Genomic DNA, 19,391 nt, shown 5'->3' with positions numbered 1-19,391 from the left:
GCGCGGACGTGCAGGGCGTCCCGGTCCGGGTCGGCGTAGACGGCTACGCTCGCGATCCCGGCATCCCGGCAGGCCCGAGCAACGCGGACAGCGATCTCGCCGCGGTTCGCAATGAGCACCTTACGCACGAACGCTCTCCTCAACTTCGGTGACAGTCCGGACCATCGACGGGCAAAAACGTATCTCCGGATCTTCGCCAGCGGTCCATCGGCAGGTAATCAGCGCACGAGGACCGCCAGAGAACGCCTGGTGACCGAGTTGTGATCGGGTGGCCGCGCCCTGGGTTTCTCCGCGGCTCTTCTCCGGCTCTTCTCTCGTGTCTCATGGAGGTATGCGGTCATGACCGATGTGTCCCGTCGGGTGCTCATGAAAGGCGCAGCGCTGACCGGCGGCGCTCTGGCGGTGCCCACGATCGGTGTCGTGTCGGCCGCGGGAGCCGCCGAGGCGGCCGTCGCCGAAGGCACCGAGGAGGCCGCGTCCCGCGCGGCCGTCGCCGCCCCGATCACCGTCACCCCTTCCGACCCGCGCTACCGGGGCCTGATATCGGGCTCCAACCAGCGCTGGGTCGGCAGCCCCGACTACGTCCGGATCGTCAGCTCCGCCGACCAGGTCGTCCGCGCCGTGCAGGAGGCCGTCGACAACAGGCTCAAGGTCGTCGTCCGCAGCGGCGGCCACTGCGACGAGGACTTCACCACCAACCCCGAGGTCCGTGTCGTCATCGACATGGCGGGCCTGAACTCCATCTCCTACGACCCGCAGATGCGCGCCATTGCCGTCGAGCCGGGCGCCCTGCTGGGCACGGTCTACCGCACCCTCTACAAGCGCTGGGGCGTCGTCCTGCCCGGCGGCACCTGCCCGACCGTCGGCGCCGGCGGCCACATCAGCGGCGGCGGCTACGGCGCGCTGTCCCGCTCGCGCGGACTGACCGTCGACCACCTGTACGCGGTCGAGGTCGTGCACGTCGACAAGAACGGCCGGGCCCGCAAGGTGGTCGCCACCCGCGAGGCGAACGACCCCAACCGCGAACTGTGGTGGGCCCACACCGGCGCCGGCGGCGGCAACTTCGGCGTCATCACCCGGTACTGGCTGCGCTCACCGGACGCCACCGGCGACGACCCGTCGAAGCTGCTGCCCAAGGCGCCCTCCGAGGTGATCCTCTCGGACGTCAGCTGGTCCTGGGACGACCTGGACGAGGCGAGCTTCACGCGGCTCGTACACAACTTCAACACCTGGCACGAGAACAACTCGGGTCCCGACTCCCCGGGCCGCTTCCTCTACAGCCAGTTCAAGGCGATGCACAAGGCAGCCGGCTACTTCCGGATGAGCACCCAGATCGACGCCGCCGCGCCGGGCGCCGACCAGGTGCTCGACGGGTTCCTGGCGGCCGTCTCCGAGGGCACCGGGGTCAGCTACACCGTGGGCGACCGCTACCGGGCGCCGTGGCTGTACGCGGTCACCGAGTGGTCCGGCTTCGTCGAGGCCAGCGTCCCGCGCTGGAAGTCCAAGTCGGCGTACATCCGCAAGGCGATGCCGCAGGACCAGCTCAAGGCCATGTACCGCCAGCTGACCCGCCCCGACTACCCCGGACCGTACGGGATGATCGCCATCGTCAGCTTCGGCGGCAGGATCAACGACTCGATCGCCGGCGACACCGCCACCGCGCAGCGCGACTCCGTCGCCAAGATGCTCTACTGCAGCCTCTGGACGAACCCGGCGGACGACGCGGTCCACCAGAAGTGGGTCCGCGAGGCCTACCAGGACGTCTACGCGAGCACCGGCGGCGTGCCGCGCACCGGCGGGGTCAACGACGGCTGCTACATCAACTACGCCGACGCCGACATCGCCGACCCGGCGCTCAACACCTCGGGCGTCCCGTGGCACCAGCTGTACTTCAAGGACAACTACCCGCGCCTGCAGCGGGTGAAGGCGAAGTGGGACCCGCGCAACGTCTTCACGCACCGGCTCGGCATCCGCCTGCCGTAACGATTCCGCGGGGCGCTCCGAGACCGGAAGCCCCGCAGAGACCGGAAGCCTCGCGTAGACCGAAAGGGGAGAGCCCCGCCGGCCAGTGGCCGGCGGGGCTCCCTCATGGCCAGCCCCCGTCACGGGGCCGCCGGGAAGTGGCCTTCCTCGACGAAGAAGCCGACGTACTTCTCGAACAGCTCCTTCGTCAGCACGGGGATCTCGACGCCGGTCCCGGCCAGGGCCGCCGCCGTCTCGGTCGTGTCGATCGGCGGGTAGAACCCGTCGGTGTCGGACGTCATCATCTCGAAGGCGTCCAGCAGCGGCAGCAGGGCGTTGTCCCCGGCCTTCACCGTCGCGTTCCAGGTGTCCCAGTCCACCTCGTCGAGCTCGTAGCCGAGCCCGCGCAGGAACTCGGCGCACTGGGTCAGCGCCAGCGAGCTCTGGTTGAAGAGGTGGAAGGTACGGCCGACCGCGCCGGGCTGCCGCGAGATGCCGGTGATCGCGGCACTGACGTAGTCGACCGGCAGCAGGTGGAAGCGGCCCTCGGTGCCCTTCGGGATGCTCCGCGACTGCACCAGCCCCTTGAGCGTCAGCCAGACGAAGTCCACCGTCTGGCAGGCGCCGTTCACCTGGTCGCCGGAGATCACGTCGACGCGGTAGACGGACACCGGCAGACCCCGGTCCTGGGCCAGTGCGATGATCTGCTCCGCGACCCACTTCGAGCGCAGGTAGCCGCTCGCCAGGGCCTCGGCCGGCCCGGTCGGGTCGGTCACCTTCAGCGGGACTCCGGGCTCGCGCACCCCGTTGAAGACACCGACGGTGGAGACGTAGTGCACCGGCACCGTGCGGTGCCGCGCGGCGAGCCGCAGCACCTCCTCGGTACCCGTCACGTTCGAGGCCTTGAGCGTCTCGTACGGGTGCAGCCAGTGCACGCGGGCGCCGTTGTGGTAGACCACGTCGACCGTGCGCGAGAGCGCGTCGAAGGCCTCCTCGGTCAGGCCGAGCCGGGGCTCGGACAGGTCGCCGAGGACCACCGACAGCCGGTCCTCGTCGATCCCGTCCCAGACCCGGTACCACTGGGCGTTGGCCTTCAGCCGTGCCAGCGCCGCGGCCTCGTCCTCGCCGCGGACCAGGCAGTGCACCCGGCCCGTGGTGGTCCGCATCAGGTCGCGCAGCAGGAACGCGCCGAGGAAGCCGCTGGCGCCCGTCAGCAGGATCTCCTTCGGGTCCACGGCCGTCCGTACGACCTCCGACGCGGGCTGGACGTCGTCCGCGAGGCGGATCTCCGCCGCGTAGTCGGTGGCCTTGCGGCCGCCGGAGCCGCTGGCGACCTCCCCGTGCAGGAACGCGGCGAGCGCGACCGGCGTCGGGTGGTCGAAGACCAGCGTCGGGGGCAGCTTGAGCCCCGTCGCGGTGCCCAGCTGGTTGCGGAGCTCGACCGAGGTGAGCGAGTCGAAGCCCAGCGCCGAGAACGGCTGGTCGGTGACCACGGCCGAGGTGTCGGAGTGTCCGAGGACCGCCGAGACCTGCGCGAGGACGACCTCCAGCACCGCCCTCCGCTGCTCCTCCTCCGGCAGCCCGGCCAGCCGGTCGGCCAGGCTCTCCGTGCTGACCTCGGTGTTCTGCGCGGTCCGGCGGACCGGCGTACGCACCAGCTTGCTCAGCAGCACCGGCACCTGGACCTGCTCCCGCAGGGTCGCCAGGTCCATCGGGGTGGCGACCAGCGCCGCGTGGCCGATGTTCAGCGCGATGTCCAGCAGGGCGGGGCCCTGCTCGGACTCGACCGGGCGGAAGCCGCTGCGGGCGATGCGCTGGAGGTCGGCCTGGTCGAGGTGGCCGGTCATTCCGCTGGTCTGGGACCACAGGCCCCAGGCGAGCGAGGTGGCCGACAGGCCCTGCGCCTTGCGGTGCTGGGCCAGACCGTCGAGGAAGTGGTTCGCGGCCGAGTACGTGGACTGGCCGGGACCGCCGACGACCGCCGCGATGGACGAGAAGAGCACGAACGCGGACAGGTCCAGGTCCTTCGTCAGCTCGTGCAGGTTCCACGAGGCGTCGACCTTGGGCCGCAGCACCGCGGAGAGCCGCTCCGGGGTCTGCGAGCCGATCAGGCCGTCGTCGAGCACACCGGCGGTGTGCAGGACCCCGGTCAGCGGCCGGTCCGCGGGGATCTGCGCCAGCACCCCGGCCAGCGCCTCGCGGTCGGCCACGTCGCAGGCCGCGATGGTCACCCGGGCGCCGAGCGAGGTCAGTTCGGCCGCGAGCTCGCCGGCTCCCTCGGCGGCGAGCCCGCGACGGCTGGTGAGCAGCAGGTTCCGCACCCCGTGCTCGGTGACCAGGTGCCGGGCGAACAGGGCGCCCAGGCTGCCGGTGCCACCGGTGATCAGGACGGTCCCCTCGGGGTTCCAGGACCCGGTGCGGCCCGAGGCCGACTCGGAGATCCGGCCCAGGCGCGGTATCAGCACCTGCCCGGCCCGCACCGCCGACTGCGGCTCGCCGGAGGCGACCACCGAGGCCAGCACCGCGAACGGGTCGGCGTCGGGGTCGTCCAGGTCGAGGTCGTGGTCGACGAGCATGATCCGGCCGGGGTTCTCGGACTGCGCGGAGCGCAGCAGACCCCACACGGTCGCCGCGCCCAGGTCGGTGACGTCCTCCTCGGCGACGGCCACGCCGCCCCGGGTGAGGAACACCAGCCGGGTGTCGGCCAGCCGCTCCTCGGCCAGCCAGTTCTGTACGAGGGCCAGCGCGCCGCGGGCCGCGGTGTGCACGTCGGCGGCCAGGTCCCCGGTGTCGGGGGTCTCCTGACGGGCCAGCACGACGTCGATCCGCTCGCCCGCGCCGATGACCCGCGCGGCCCGGGCCACGTCGGTGAACCGCCGGTCCCCGAAGCCGTCCTTGCCCAGGGTCGCCCAGCGCGAGGTGTCCGCGGAGGCGACGACCGGGTACGGGGCCCAGTCGACGTGGAAGAGGGAGTCGCGCTGGCGGGCCAGGGCGTTGGAGACCTCGCCGACGGCGATCGCGCGGCAGGCGACCGAGGTCACGGCGGCGACGGGCTGCCCGCTCTGGTCGGCCAGCTGGACGTTCAGGGCGTCGTCGGCGCCCAGCGAGAGCCGTACGCGCAGCTTCGAGGCGCCGGTCGCGTACAGCCGGACGCCCTTCCAGTCGGTGGAGATCCAGACCGCGCCCTCGGGGACGGTGCCGTAGCTGGCCAGGCAGGAGGCCGCGAGCGCGACTTCCAGCAGCGCCGGGTGCAGTCCGAAGCCGGCCTGGCTGGTGCGGGAGCCGTCGGGCAGGCTGACCTCGGCGTACACCTCGTCACCGACCCGCCAGACGGCGTCCAGGCCCTTGTAGACCGGGCCGTAGACGTAGCCCTGGGCGGCGAGCTTGTCGTACGCGTCGTGCAGCGGGACCTCTTCGGCGCCGGCGGGCGGCCACTCGGTGAGCGCGAACGGCTCGTCGGCGCCCTGGAAGCTGAGGTGGCCGCGGGCGTTGAGGGTCCACGGCACGTCGGCGTTGTCGGGCCGCGAGTAGATCGCCACCTCGCGCTTGCCGGTGGCGCCGGACGCGCCCACGCTGACCTGGAGGTGGATGCCGCCCTTCTCGGGCAGGGCCAGCGGGCCGAGGATGGACAGGTCGTCGAGGACGGTGCTGCCCAGCTCGTCGCCGGCCCGGATGGCCAGCTCGATCAGCGCGGTGGCCGGCACCAGGGTCTGGCCGAGGACGATGTGGTCCGCGAGCCAGGGGTGGGTGCGCAGCGAGAGGCGGCTGGTGAAGAGGACCTGGTCGGTTCCGGCGATGGTGACGGCGGCGCCGAGCAGCGGGTGGTCCGCCGACTCCAGGCCGAGGTCGGAGGCGTCGGCGACGATCCCGGTGGTCTCGACCCAGTACCGCTCGTGCTGGAAGGCGTACGTCGGCAGGCCGGTGCGCCGGGCGCCCGTACCGGAGAAGAACGCCTCCCAGTCGACGGGCACACCCGCCGTGTGCAGCGCGCCGATGCCGCTGACCAGGGTCTCGGCGTCGGGGCGGCCGCGGCGCAGCAGCGGTACGGCGATCGCGTCGCTCAGGGCGTCGCGCACCAGGGTGGCGAGGACGGCGTCGGGGCCGACCTCGACGAAGGTGGTCGCGCCGAACTGCTCCATGGTGCGCACGGCGTCGGTGAAGCGGACGGCGCCGCGGACCTGGTCGGTCCAGTAGGCCGGGGTGCGCAGGTCGTCGCCGGTGGCGAGCTTGCCGGTGAGGGTGGAGATGACCGGCAGCTGCGGCTTGCCGTAGGTGAGGGTGGCCGCGACCTTGCGGAACTCCTCCAGCATCCCGTTCATGTGGGGGGAGTGGAAGGCGTGCGAGACGGTGAGCCGCTTGCTCTTGCGGCCCAGCTCGCCGATCTTCCCCGCGACCTTGAGGGCGGCTTCCTCGTCGCCGGAGATGACGAGGGAGGTGGGGCCGTTGATCGCGGCGATGGAGAGCCGGTCCTCCAGGCCTTCGAGGAGCGGCAGTACTTCGGCTTCGGTGGCCTGTACGGCGATCATGGCGCCGCCGGACGGAAGGGCCTGCATCAGCTTCGCCCGGGCCGCGACGAGCTTCGCGGTGTCCGCGAGGTCGAGCACGCCCGCGATGTGGGCGGCCGTCAGCTCGCCGATGGAGTGCCCCGCGAGGTGGTCGGGCTTGATGCCCCAGGACTCGATGAGCCGGTACAGGGCCACCTCGACGGCGAACAGGGCCGGCTGGGTGTGGCCCGTCTCGTCCAGGCCCTCGCCCGAGGAGATGACCTCGCGGATCGGGCGGTCCAGGTGCTTGTCGAGCTCGGCCGCGACCGCGTCGAAGGCCTCCGCGTACACGGGGAAGGCCGCGTACAGCTCCTCGCCCATCCCGGCGCGCTGCGCACCCTGCCCGGTGAAGACGAAGGCCGTGTGGCCGCCCGCCTTCGTGCCCCGGACCACACCCGGGCCGGGCTCGCCGGCGGCCAGCGAGCGCAGGCCCTCCAGCAGCGCGTTCCGGTCCGCGCCGACGACCACCGCGCGCTGGTCCAGCGCCGCGCGGCCGGTGGCCAGCGAGTACGCCACGTCCAGCGGGGACGGGCCGGTGTCGCCCTCGACGTGCGCCAGCAGCCGGCGGGCCTGGTCGGCGAGCGCGTCGGGGGTCTTCGCGGCCAGCGCCCACGGGAGGAAGGGCAGTTCGGCGGCGGGGGCGGCGGCCGCGGCCGGTGCCTCCCCGTCGGCGGGCTCCTCGGCCGGCGGCTCCTCCAGGATGACGTGGGCGTTGGTGCCGCTGACACCGAAGGCCGAGATGCCGGCCCGGCGCGGGGTGGGGCCCGCGGGCCACTCGCGGGCCTCGGTGAGCAGCGAGACGGCGCCCGACTCCCAGTCGACCATCGGGGTCGGCTCGTCGATGTTGAGCGTCTTCGGCAGGATCCCGTGCCGCATCGACATGATCATCTTGATAACGCCGCCCGCGCCGGCCGCCGCGACGCTGTGCCCGATGTTCGACTTCAGCGAGCCGAGGTACAGCGGACGGTCGGCCGGGCGGTTCTGCCCGTACGTCGCCAGCAGTGCCTGCGCCTCGATCGGGTCTCCGAGCCGGGTGCCGGTGCCGTGCGCCTCGACCACGTCCACGTCGGCGGCGAACAGCTTGGCGCCGGCCAGCGCCTGGTGGATGACCCGCTCCTGCGAGGGGCCGTTGGGGGCGGTCAGGCCGTTGGACGCGCCGTCCTGGTTGACCGCGCTGCCGCGGATCACCGCCAGGACCTCGTGCCCGTTGCGGCGGGCGTCCGACAGCTTCTCGACGAGCAGCAGGCCCACGCCCTCCGACCAGGCGGTGCCGTCGGCGGCCGCCGCGAAGGACTTGATCCGGCCGTCCTCGGCCAGGCCGTTCTGCCGCGAGAAGTCCACGAACCCGCTCGGGTTGCCGGAGACGGTCGAGCCGCCCGCCAGCGCCATCGAGGACTCGCCCTTGCGCACCGACTGCACCGCCAGGTGCAGCGCCACCAGCGAGGAGGAGCACGCCGTGTCCACGGACACGGCCGGACCCTCGAACCCGAAGGTGTAGGCGATGCGCCCGGAGGCGACCGCGCTCAGCTTGCTCGTCATCAGGTAGCCCTCGAGCTCCTCCGGGCCCTCCAGGCCCAGGTAGCTCTGCTCCACCACACCCGCGAACACGCCGACCGGGGTGCCCCGCAGCGAGGTCGGGTCGATCCCGGCCTGCTCGAAGGTCTCCCACGCGGTCTCCAGCAGCACCCGCTGCTGCGGGTCCATGGCGAGGGCCTCGCGGGGCGAGATCCCGAAGAAGCCGGGGTCGAAGAGGGCCGCGCCCTCCAGGAACCCGCCCTTCTTCGTGTACGACTTCCCGGGCTTGCCGCGCTCCGGGTCGTAGAGGGCGTCGATGTCCCAGCCGCGGTCCTCGGGCCAGTCGGTGATCCCGTCGGCCTCGTCCATGACGAGCTTCCACAGGGTCTCGGGGGAGGTCACCCCGCCCGGGAAGCGGCAGGCCATTCCGACGATCGCGACCGGCTCGTCATTGACGGCCTCCAGTTCCGCGACCCGCTGACGTGTCTTCTGAAGGTCGGTCGTCACCCACTTGAGGTACTCGACCATCTTCTGTTCTTTGGAAACAGCCTGGTCCGTGGACGCTGCCGGTTCGTTGGACTTGGTCTCATTGGACATGCGAAATCAACTTCTCCTCAGAGCTGCGTACGTCGGGACCGTCAGTTCGCGGAACGGCCGAGCTGGTTGTCGATGAAGTCGAACAGGTCGTCCGCGGAGGCGGATTCGATCGTGCTCGTCAGGTCCGGGCCTCCGGCCGGTCCCGCCGCCTCGTTCAGCCGGGCAAGGATCGTCTGCAGCCGTACGGAGACCGTGGAGCGCGCCTGGACGTCCTCCAGCAGGGCGGTCAGGCCCGCCTCCACCCGGTCCAGATCCGCCATCACGGGTGCGCCGGCGTCGCCGGCACCGTCGGGTGCCACCTCGCCCAGCACGTGGTCCGCGAGCGCGGTGGGGGTCGGGTGGTCGAAGACCACCGTGGCCGACAGCCGGACCCCCGTCGCGGCGTTGAGCCGGTTGCGCAGCTCCACCGCCGTCATCGAGTCGAAGCCCATCTCCTGGAAGGCCCGGTCGGCCTGGACCGCGTCCTGGCCCGAGTGGCCCAGCACCGTGGCCACTTCAGCGCGCACGAGGTCCAGCACCGCCTGGTGCTGCTCCAGCGGGGACAGCCCGGCCAGCCGGGTCGCGAGCAGTTCCACGGAGCCCGCCCCGGACTGGGCGGCGCGCCGGTTCGGCACCCGCACCAGGGACCGGAACACCGGCGGCACCAGGCCGTGCGCCCGCATCGCGGACAGATCGACCGGGAGCGCCACGACCGCCGAGGTGCTGGTCGCCAGCGCCGAGTCGAAGAGCGCGGTGCCCTCCTGCGGGGTGACCGGACGGAAGCCTTCGCGGCTGAACCGCTTCAGGTCGTTCTCGTCCAGACCCGCGTTGATCCCGTAGCTCAGCCCCCACAGACCCCAGGCCAGCGAGGTCGCCGCCAGCCCGAGGGCCGAGCGGTGCGCGGCCAGACCGTCCAGGAAGGCGTTGGCGGCCGCGTAGTTGGACTGGCCGGGGCCGCCGATGACACCGACGCTGGAGGAGAAGAGCACGAAGGCGGACAGGTCCAGGTCCTTCGTCAGCTCGTGCAGGTGCCAGGCCGCGTCCGCCTTCGGGCGCAGTACCGCATCGAGGCTGTCCGGGCTCAGCGCCGCGACCAGGCCGTTGTCGAGGACACCCGCGGTGTGCACCACCCCCCTCAGCGGGTGGTCCGCCGGGACCGCCGCCAGGGCCGCGGCCAGCGCCTCCCGGTCGGAGACGTCCACCGCGGACAGCGTGACCCGGGCGCCGAGCGCGGTGAGTTCGGCCTCCAGCTCCGCCGCGCCGGCCGCACGGGCGCCGCTGCGGCTGAGCAGCAGCAGGTTCCGTACGCCGTGCTCGGAAACCAGGTGCCGGGCGAACAGGCCGCCCAGCGCCCCGGTGCCACCGGTGATCAGGACGGTGCCCTCCGGTCCCCAGGGCGAGTCCGCCCCCTCGGCGCCCTCGGCGCCCTCGGCCCCGGCGGCCAGCCGGCGCAGCCTCGGCAGCAGGATCTCCCCGCCGCGCAGCGCCGCCTGCGGCTCGCCCGAGGCGACCACCGCGGACAGGGCGTCCACCGGAACCTTCCCGGCGCCGCCGTCCGCGTGGTCGAGGTCGACCAGCACGATCCGGTCCGGAGCCTCGGCCTGCGCGGAGCGCAGCAGCCCCCACACCGTGGCCGAGCCCAGCTCGGGCACCCCCTCGGAGCCGGCGTCCACCGCACCCCGGGTGAGGACCACCAGACGGGTGGCCTCCAGCCGGTCGTCGGCCAGCCAGTCCTGTACGAGGGACAGCGCCTGCCGGGCCGCCGAGTGGGCCGCGCCCACCGCGTCACCGGAGGTGTCCGGCGCCGCCCAGGCCAGTACGGCGTCCACGGCGGCCCCGGCCTCGGCGGCCTTGCCGACCGCCGCCACCTCCTCGAAGGACGGGCCGTCGAACGCGTCCCCGGCCGTACCGAGGACACCCCAGCGGAGCCGGGAGCCCGGCTCGGGCAGAGCGGTCGGCGTCCAGTCCACCTGGAACAGCGGCCGGCTGCCGTCGCTCTGCGCGGTGAACTCGCCGTCCGGCACGTCCCGGAAGACGAGCCGGTCGATCGTGGCGACGGGCTGCTCCTCCGCGTCCGAGAGCCGTACGGTCACGGCCCCCTCCGCGTCCCCGTCGAGCGGGGCGATGCGCACCCGCACGGCGGTGGCGCCGGTGGCGTGCAGCCGGACCCCCTGCCAGTGGGCCGGGATCCGCGTCGTACCGGCCGCGCCGGTGCCCGCGGCCGCGGCGACGGCCGCCTCCAGCAGCGCCGGGTGCAGCTCGTAGGCGGCCGCGTCGGGCAGCAGCTCCTCGGGCAGCCGGACCTCGGTGGCCGGGCCGCCCGGCGCGGCGGGCACGCCCTGCCCGCCGGTGGTGTCGAAGGCGCCGTGCGCGTGCTCCGTCCAGCCGGACCCGGCCTCGTCGGTGCGGGTGTGGACCGTGAAGGCGCGCCGCCCGGAGCCGTCCGCCGGGCCCACGCCCAGCTGGAGCTGGAGGGCGCCCTGCCCGGGCAGTACCACCGGGGTCCGCAGCTCCAGTTCGGCGAGCCCGGCCAGGCCCAGCTCGTCGCCCGCCCGGACCGCCAGTTCCACCAGGGCCGAACCGGGCAGCACGGCCGAGTCGAAGACGGCGTGCTCGGCCAGCCACGGGTGCGTGCGCACCGAGAGGCGGCTGGTGAAGAGGACCTGGTCGGCCCCGGCGATCGTGACGGCCGCGCCGAGCAGCGGGTGCCCGGTCGGGTTCAGGCCGTACCCGGCGTCGGCGGCCGGGCCCGAGCCCTTGAGCCAGAAGGCCTCGTGCTGGAAGGCGTACGTCGGCAGGGCCGTCGGGCGGGCGCCCGTACCGGCGAAGTAGGCCTCCCAGTCGACGCGGACGCCCCGGCTGTGCAGCCGGCCCGCCCCGGCGACGAGGGTCTCCGCCTCGGGCCGGCCCCGGCGCAGCAGCGGCACGGCCACCGCGTCGGACACGATGCCCTGGGCCAGCGCGGTCAGCACCGCGTCCGGGCCGATCTCGGCGAAGGTGGCGGCGCCCAGGGACTCCAGGGCGCTGACCGCGTCGGCGAAGCGGACGGCGCCGCGGACCTGGTCGGCCCAGTACGCCGGGGTGCGCAGGTCGTCGCCGGTGGCGAGCTCGCCCGTGAGGGTGGAGACCACCGGGATGCGCGGCTCACCGTACGAGAGGGTGGCGGCGACGGCCTTGAACTCCGCCAGCATCCCGTCCATGTGGGGGGAGTGGAAGGCGTGCGAGACGGTGAGCCGCTTGGTCTTGCGGCCCAGCGCCTCGAACCGCTCCGCCACGTGCAGCGCGGTGTCCTCGTCGCCGGAGATGACCACCGACGAGGGTCCGTTGACGGCGGCGACGGCCAGCTCGGCCTCGCGCCCGGCCAGGAGCGGCAGGACTTCGGCCTCGGTGGCCTGTACGGCGATCATGGCGCCGCCGGACGGCAGGGCCTGCATCAGCTTCGCCCGGGCCGCGACCAGCTTCGCCGCGTCCGCCAGGGAGAGCACCCCGGCGACGTGTGCGGCGGCCAGCTCGCCGATGGAGTGGCCCGCGAGGTGGTCGGGCCTGATCCCCCAGGACTCGACGAGGCGGTAGAGCGCGACCTCGACGGCGAACAGGGCCGGCTGGGTGCGGCCCGTCTCGTCCAGGCCCTCACCGGAGGCGATGACCTCACGGATCGGGCGGTCCAGGTGCTGGTCGAGCTCGGCCGCGACCGCGTCGAAGGCGGCGGCGTAGACCGGGAATCCGGCGTACAGCTCCTCGCCCATCCCGGCGCGCTGCGCGCCCTGCCCGGTGAACAGGAACGCCGTCTTCCCGCCGGTCCGTACGTCGCGCACCACCCCGGGCGCCGAGGCACCCGAAGCCAGCGCCCGCAGACCCTCCAGCAGCGCGTCCCGGTCCGCGCCGACGACCGCGGCCCGGTGCTCGAACAGCGAGCGGCCGGCGGCCAGGGAGATCCCGATGTCGGCCGGGTCGGCTTCCGCGCCCGCCGCGGAGACCAGCTCCAGCAGCCGCCGCGCCTGGTCGGGAACGGCCTGCGCCGTCTTGCCGGACAGCACCCACGGAACCACCGGCAGCGGGGCAGCGGAGCGCTCGGCGGCCGGCCGGTCCTGCCCGGCGCCGTGCTGCTCGATGATGACGTGCGCGTTGGTGCCGCTGATGCCGAAGGAGGAGACGGCCGCGCGGCGCGGCCGCTCGTACGTCTGCCAGGGCTGCGCCTCGGTGAGCAGCTCGACCGCGCCCGCCTCCCAGTCGACGTGCCCGGACGGCGCGTCCACGTGCAGGGTCTTGGGCAGCACCTCGTGCCGCATCGCCTCGATCATCTTGATGACGCTGCCGACACCGGCCGCGGCCTGGCTGTGCCCGATGTTCGACTTCAGCGAGCCCAGCCACAGCGGCCGCCCGTCGGGCCGGCCCTGGCCGTAGGTGGCCAGCAGGGCCTGCGCCTCGATGGGGTCGCCCAGGGTGGTGCCGGTGCCGTGCGCCTCGACCACGTCCACATCGGCCGTGCTCAGACCGGCGTTGGCCAGGGCCTGGCGGATGACCCGTTCCTGCGAGGGGCCGTTGGGGGCGGTCAGGCCGTTCGAGGCGCCGTCCTGGTTGATGGCCGAGCCCCGGATCACCGCGAGCACGGTGTGCCCGTTGCGCTCGGCGTCGGAGAGCCGCTCCACGAGCAGCAGGCCGACGCCCTCGCTCCAGCCGGTCCCGTCGGCGCCGGCCGCGAAGGGCTTGCAGCGGCCGTCGGGGGAGAGCCCGCGCTGGCGGGAGAACTCCACGTACGAGGTCGGGCTGGACATCACGGTGACACCGCCGGCGAGCGCGAGGTCGCACTCGCCGGAGCGCAGCGCGTTCGCGGCCATGTGCATGGCCACCAGCGAGGAGGAGCAGGCCGTGTCGACGGTGACCGCCGGGCCCTCCAGACCGAGGGTGTACGAGACCCGGCCCGAGGCCACGCTGCCCGCGTTGCCGCTGGCCAGGTAGCCCTCCAGATCCTCGGGGATCGTCGTGAGGGAGGAGCCGTAGTCGTGGTACATCACGCCGGTGAACACGCCCGTACGGCTGCCGCGCAGGGCGGCCGGGACCAGACCCGCGTTCTCCACCGTCTCCCAGGCCGTCTCCAGCAGCAGCCGCTGCTGCGGGTCGGTGGCGAGCGCCTCGCGCGGCGACATCCCGAAGAACTCCGGGTCGAACAGGTCCGCGTCGTGCAGGAAGCCGCCGCCCCGGGCGTACGTGGTGCCCGTGTGGTCGGGGTCCGGGTGGTAGAGGTTCTCCAGGTCCCAGCCGCGGTTGACCGGGAACTCGGTGATGGCGTCCGCGCCCTCCGCGACGAGGCGCCACAGGTCCGCCGGCGAGGAGACCCCGCCGGGGTAGCGGCAGGCCATGCCGACGATGGCGATCGGCTCCAGCGAGGCGGAGTCCGCAGCGACCACCACGGGCGCCGCGCTCTCCCGCGCACCGAACAGCTCCGCCGACAGGTGCGCCGCCAGGGCCGCCGGGTTCGGGTAGTCGAAGACCAGCGTGCTCGGCAGCCGCATGCCCGTCGCCGCGTTGAGCTGGTTGCGCAGCTCCACGGCGGTCAGCGAGTCGAAGCCCAGCTCCTGGAAGGCGCGTTCGGCGTCGATGCTGCTGTGGTCGGAGTGCCCCAGCACCCCCGCCACCTGCGCCCGGACCAGGTCGGTCAGGGCCTGGTCCCGCTCGGCCGGGGAGAGCCCGCCCAGCCGGTCGGCCAGCGAGGAGCCGCCGCCCGCCTGCGCGGCCGCCGTCCGGCGAGGGGCGGCCGTGACCAGACCCCGGAAGAGCAGGTGCGGGCCGTCGGCCTGCTTGCGCAGCGCGGCGGTGTTCAGCCGGGTCACGGCGAGGATCGCCTCGCCGGTGCCCGGCGCCGCGTCGAAGAGGTCCATCGCGTCGGCGGAGGACAGCGGCAGCAGACCGGTGCGCTCGATGCGCTTGAGGTCGGCCTCCTCCAGCTGGCCGCTGATGGTGGATGCCTGCGCCCACAGGCCCCAGGCGAGCGAGGTGGCCGGGAGGCCGTTCGCCTGCCGGTACTGGGCGAGGGCGTCGAGGAAGGTGTTGCCCGCCGCGTAGTTGGCCTGGCCGGCGTTGCCGATCAGACCCGCGATGGAGGAGTACAGGACGAAGGCCGTCAGGTCCAGGTCCTTGGTGAGCTCGTGCAGGTTCCAGGCCGCGTCGACCTTCGGCTGGAGGACCTTCTCCAAACGCTCGGGGGTGAGCGAGGAGAGCAGGCCGTCGTCCAGCACACCGGCCGTGTGGATGACCGCGCCCAGCGGGCGGTCGGCGGGGATGGCCGCCAGCACGCCGGCCAGGGCATCCCGGTCCGCCACGTCACAGGCGGCGACGGTGACCTGGGCGCCGAGCCCGGTGAGCTCCGCCTCCAGCTCGGCCGCGCCCGCCGCCCCGCTGCCGCGGCGGCTGAGGAGCAGCAGGTGCTTGGCGCCGTGTTCGGTGACCAGGTGCCGGGCGAGTACGCCGCCCAGCGCTCCGGTCGCGCCGGTGATCAGGGTGGTGCCCTCGTCCCAGCGCGGTGTGCGCGCTTCGGGGTCCTGCTGGGTGCGCGCCAGGCGCGGCACCAGCAGCTGGTCCCCGCGCACCGCGATCTGCGGCTCGCCCGAGGCCACCGCCGAGACGGGGAGGACGTCGCCGTCCAGGTCGGCCAGCACGATCCGGCCCGGGTTCTCGCTCTGCGCCACGCGCAGCAGGCCCCACACGGCGGCCTGGGCGAGGTCGGTGACCGGCTCGCCACCGGTGGCGACGGCGCCCCGGGTGGCCACGACGAGCGTGGAGTCCGCGAAGCGCTCGTCGGCCAGCCAGGACTGGGCCGTCGCCAGCATCTCCCGGACCGCGCGGTGCGTGGTGGCCGGTACGTCGGCGCCCGCGCCGGTGGCCGGCAGGGCGAGCACGACCGTACCGGGCACGAAGTCGCCCGCGGTGACGGCGTCCAGGCCGGCGTAGGGGCGGGCGCCCTCGACGCCGAGGTCGCCGATGACGGCCCAGTCCGCGGTGTCCACGGCCGCAGCCGCGCCGGGCAGGGCGTTCCATGCGACCTTGAACAGCCCGTCGCGCGCCGAGGAGTTGGCCTCGCGCAGCGCCTCCTTCGACAGCGGGCGCAGCAGCAGCGACTCCACGGTCGCCACCGGGGCGCCCGTCCCGTCGGCCACCGTCAGCGAGGCCACCTCGGGCCCGGTGAGCGTCAGCCGGACCCGGAGCGTGGTGGCGCCGGTGGCGTGCACGCTGACCCCGGACCAGGAGAACGGCAGCAGGGCCACCCGCTCGTCGTCCACCACTCCGGGCAGCAGCGGGTGCAGCGCGGAGTCCAGCAGGGCCGGGTGCAGCAGGAAGCGCCCGGCGTCGGCGCGCTGCGCGTCCGGCAGCGTGAGCTCGGCGAAGATCTCGCCGTCGCCCTTCCAGGCGCGGCGCAGGCCCTGGAAGGCCGGGCCGTACGCGTAGTCCTGGGCGGCGAGCCGCTCGTAGACCCCGTCGAGGGAGACCTCGGCGGCCCCGGCCGGGGGCCAGACCATCAGCGCCGCACCGGCCGTGCCCGCGTCGGGAGCCAGCAGGCCCTTGGCGTTGAGCGTCCACGGGCGGGCCTCGGCGGGCTCCTCGCCGTCGGGGCGCGAGTACACGTCGACGCTGCGCCGGCCCGAGCCGTCGGCGTCCCCGACGACCAGCTGGACCTGCACGCCGCCGCGCTCGGGCAGCACCAGCGGGGCCGACAGGGTCAGCTCCTCCACCTGCGGGGTGCCGAGGCGCCCGCCGGCCAGGACGGCGAGTTCCACGAAGGCGGTGCCGGGCAGCAGGACGGTGCCGAGGACGGCGTGGTCACCCAGCCAGGGGTGCGACTGGAGGGACAGCCGGCTCGTGAAGAGGGTCTGCTCCCCGTCGGCCAGGTCCAGGGTGGCGCCGAGGATCGGGTGGTCCGTCGGGCTGAGGCCGAGCCCCGACGCGTCGGCGGCGGCCTCGGCGGCGTCGAGCCAGTAGCGCTCGCGCTGGAAGGCGTACGTCGGCAGGTCGAGGGCGGCGTCGAGCCGGCCGCCGAAGTAGGCGGACCAGTCGGTGCGGCGGCCGCGGGCGTACAGCTGCCCGGCGGCCAGCACCAGCTGGCGGGCCTCGGGCCGGCCGGCCCGCAGGGTGGCGACGGCCACAGCCGTGTCGGAGTCCTCGACGGCGCCGGCCGCGAGGGCGGTGAGCACCGCGTCGGGGCCGATCTCGGTGAAGGTGGTGGCGCCCAGGGACTCCAGGGTGCGCACGGCGTCGGTGAAGCGGACGGCGCCGCGGACCTGGTCGGCCCAGTACGCCGGGGTGCGCAGGTCGTCGCCGGTGGCGAGCTCGCCCGTGAGGGTGGAGACGACGGGGATGCGCGGCTCGTTGTAGGTGAGCGAGGCCGCGACGGCCTTGAACTCCCCCAGCATCGCGTCCATGTGGGGGGAGTGGAAGGCGTGCGAGACCGTCAGGCGCTTGGTCTTGCGGCCCAGCTCGGAGATCTTCGCGGCGACTTCGAGAGCCGCTTCCTCGTCGCCGGAGACGACGACGGAGGTGGGGCCGTTGATCGCGGCGATGGAGAGCCGGTCCTCCAGGCCTTCGAGGAGCGGCAGGACTTCGGCCTCGGTGGCCTGTACGGCGATCATGGCGCCGCCGGCCGGCAGGGCCTGCATCAGCTTCGCCCGGGCGGCGACCAGCTTCGCCGCGTCGGCCAGGGAGAGCACCCCGGCGACGTGCGCGGCGGCCAGCTCACCGATCGAGTGCCCGGCCAGCTGATCGGCCTTGACGCCCCAGGACTCCACGAGCCGGTACAGGGCCACCTCGACGGCGAACAGGGCCGGCTGGGTGTGGCCCGTCTCGTCCAGGCCCTCGCCCGAGGCGATGACCTCGCGGATCGGGCGGTCCAGGTGCTGGTCGAGCTCGGCCGCGACCGCGTCGAAGGCGGCCGCGTACACGGGGAAGGATGCGTACAGCTCCTCGCCCATCCCGGCGCGCTGCGCACCCTGGCCGGTGAACAGGAACGCCGTCTTCCCGGCGGTCTTCACTCCCTGCACCAGGCCCGGGGCGGACCCGCCCCCGGCCAGCGCCCGCAGCCCCTCCAGCAGCGCGTCCCGGTCGGCGCCCGCCACCACCGCACGGTGGTCGAACGCCGCCCGGGCGCCGACCAGCGCCCGGCCCACCTCGGCCGGGTCGAGGCCGTCGCGCGTCTCCACGTACGCCAGCAGCCGCCGCGCCTGGCCCGCCAGGGCCTGCGGGGTCTTGCCGGACAGCGCCCACGGCACCACCGGGACCGCGGCCGGAGCCGGCAGCGGCTCGGCGCCCTCGGGCTCCTCGACGGCCGGAGCCTGCTCGATCACCACGTGCGCGTTGGTCCCGCCGAACCCGAACGAGGACACGCCCGCACGGCGCGGCGCCCCGGTCCGCGGCCACTCCCGGGCCTCGTGGAGCAGCGAGACCGCGCCCGCCTCCCAGTCGACCCGGGTCGAGGGCTCCTCGGCGTGCAGGGTCTTGGGCAGCACCCCGTGCCGGATCGCCTGGACCATCTTGATGATCCCGCCGACACCGGCGGCGGCCTGGCTGTGCCCGATGTTCGACTTGAGGGAGCCGAGGTACAACGGACGCTCCGCCGGGCGGTCCTGGCCGTAGGTGGCCAGCAGGGCCTGCGCCTCGATGGGGTCGCCGAGCGAGGTGCCGGTGCCGTGCGCCTCGACGGCGTCCACATCGGCGGTGCTCAGACCGGCGTTGGCGAGCGCCTGCAGGATCACGCGCTCCTGCGAGGGGCCGTTGGGGGCGGTCAGGCCGTTGGACGCGCCGTCCTGGTTGACGGCCGTACCGCGGATCACGGCGAGTACCTGGTGCCCGTTGCGCCGGGCGTCGGAGAGCCGCTCCACCAGGAGCAGACCGACGCCCTCGGCCCAGCCGGTGCCGTCGGCGTGCTCGGAGAAGGACTTGCAGCGGCCGTCGGCGGACAGGCCGCGCAGCCGGGAGAACTCGATGAAGGCCGTCGGCGTCGACATCACGGCCGCGCCGCCGGCGAGCGCGAGGTCGCACTCGCCGGAGCGCAGCGCGTTCGCGGCCATGTGCATGGCCACCAGCGAGGAGGAGCAGGCGGTGTCGACGGTGACCGTCGGGCCCTCCAGGCCGAAGGTGTACGCCAGCCGGCCCGAGGCGATGCTGCCCGCGCTGCCGCTGAACAGGTAGCCCTCGTTGCCGTCGGCCGGCAGGCCCGACCGGGAGCCGTAGTCGTTGTACATCAGGCCGGTGAAGACGCCCGTACGGCTGCCGCGCAGCGAGACCGGGTCGATCCCGGCCCGCTCGAACGCCTCCCACGTGGTCTCCAGCAGCAGCCGCTGCTGGGGGTCCACGGCGAGCGCCTCGCGCGGGGACATCCCGAAGAACTCCGGGTCGAACCGGTCGGCCTCGTGCAGGAATCCGCCCTCGGCGGTGTACGAGGTGCCCGCCGCGTCGGGGTCGGTGTCGTACAGCCGCTCCAGGTCCCAGCCGCGGTTGACCGGGAAGCCGCTGACGGCGTCGACCCCGTCGGTGACCAGCTTCCAGAGGTCCTCGGGGGTGGCGACCCCGCCGGGGTACCGGCACGCCATCCCGACGATCGCGATGGGCTCCTGTGCCTTGTCCTCCACCTCGCGCAGACGCTTCTTCGCGTCCCGGGCATCAGCGATGGCCCGCTTGAGGTAATCCCGGAGTTCTTGCTCGTTCGCCACGTGATCTCAGCTCCCCGACGTGATGTGGCTGGGTGATGAATTGCAGGGCCCGCATGACGCTCAGTCGCATGCCGCCCGGTCGCGTACCGCTCTGTCC

The 19,391-nt window shown here is 73.9% G+C and carries 3 protein-coding genes and 1 pseudogene; 1 reads left to right on the top strand and 3 read right to left on the bottom strand.

Going from position 1 to position 19,391, the window contains the following annotated elements:
* Positions 1-128: biotin carboxylase N-terminal domain-containing protein (locus ACZ4TG_RS37085; RefSeq protein ID WP_146225392.1), on the bottom strand; the 128-nt coding region annotated here is incomplete at its 3' end.
* A gap of 211 nt (positions 129-339) precedes the next feature.
* Here ACZ4TG_RS37085 and ACZ4TG_RS37080 point away from each other — a divergent pair.
* Positions 340-1,983 carry an FAD-binding oxidoreductase gene (locus ACZ4TG_RS37080; protein WP_468172479.1) on the top strand — a complete coding sequence of 548 codons (1,644 nt, stop codon included), beginning with the start codon at positions 340-342 and terminating at the stop codon, positions 1,981-1,983.
* Between the two features lie 119 nt (positions 1,984-2,102).
* On the opposite strand, the gene ACZ4TG_RS37075 is transcribed toward ACZ4TG_RS37080, so the two are convergent.
* Together ACZ4TG_RS37075 and ACZ4TG_RS37070 are read right to left on the bottom strand one after the other, a co-directional pair.
* A complete protein-coding gene (locus ACZ4TG_RS37075) occupies positions 2,103-8,618 on the bottom strand; it encodes a thioester reductase domain-containing protein (protein ID WP_468172476.1) in 6,516 nt (2,171 codons plus the stop codon).
* Positions 8,619-8,659: 41 nt separating this feature from the next.
* Positions 8,660-19,282, bottom strand: a pseudogene (locus tag ACZ4TG_RS37070) (SDR family NAD(P)-dependent oxidoreductase); the annotation flags it as partial.
* Between the last annotated feature and the right edge of the window lie 109 nt (positions 19,283-19,391).

The organism is Streptomyces sp. NPDC028314 (genome assembly GCF_055565795.1).
Note: the sequence above shows the minus strand (reverse complement) of the source record. Positions and strands in the feature narration are given on the sequence as shown.

What these genes read in the sequence shown, in the direction of transcription:
- ACZ4TG_RS37075 (WP_468172476.1), bottom strand. Translation starts at nt 8,618, where the DNA reads ATGTCCAATGAGACCAAGTCCAACGAACCGGCAGCGTCCACGGACCAG.
- ACZ4TG_RS37080 (WP_468172479.1), top strand. Translation starts at nt 340, where the DNA reads ATGACCGATGTGTCCCGTCGGGTGCTCATGAAAGGCGCAGCGCTGACC.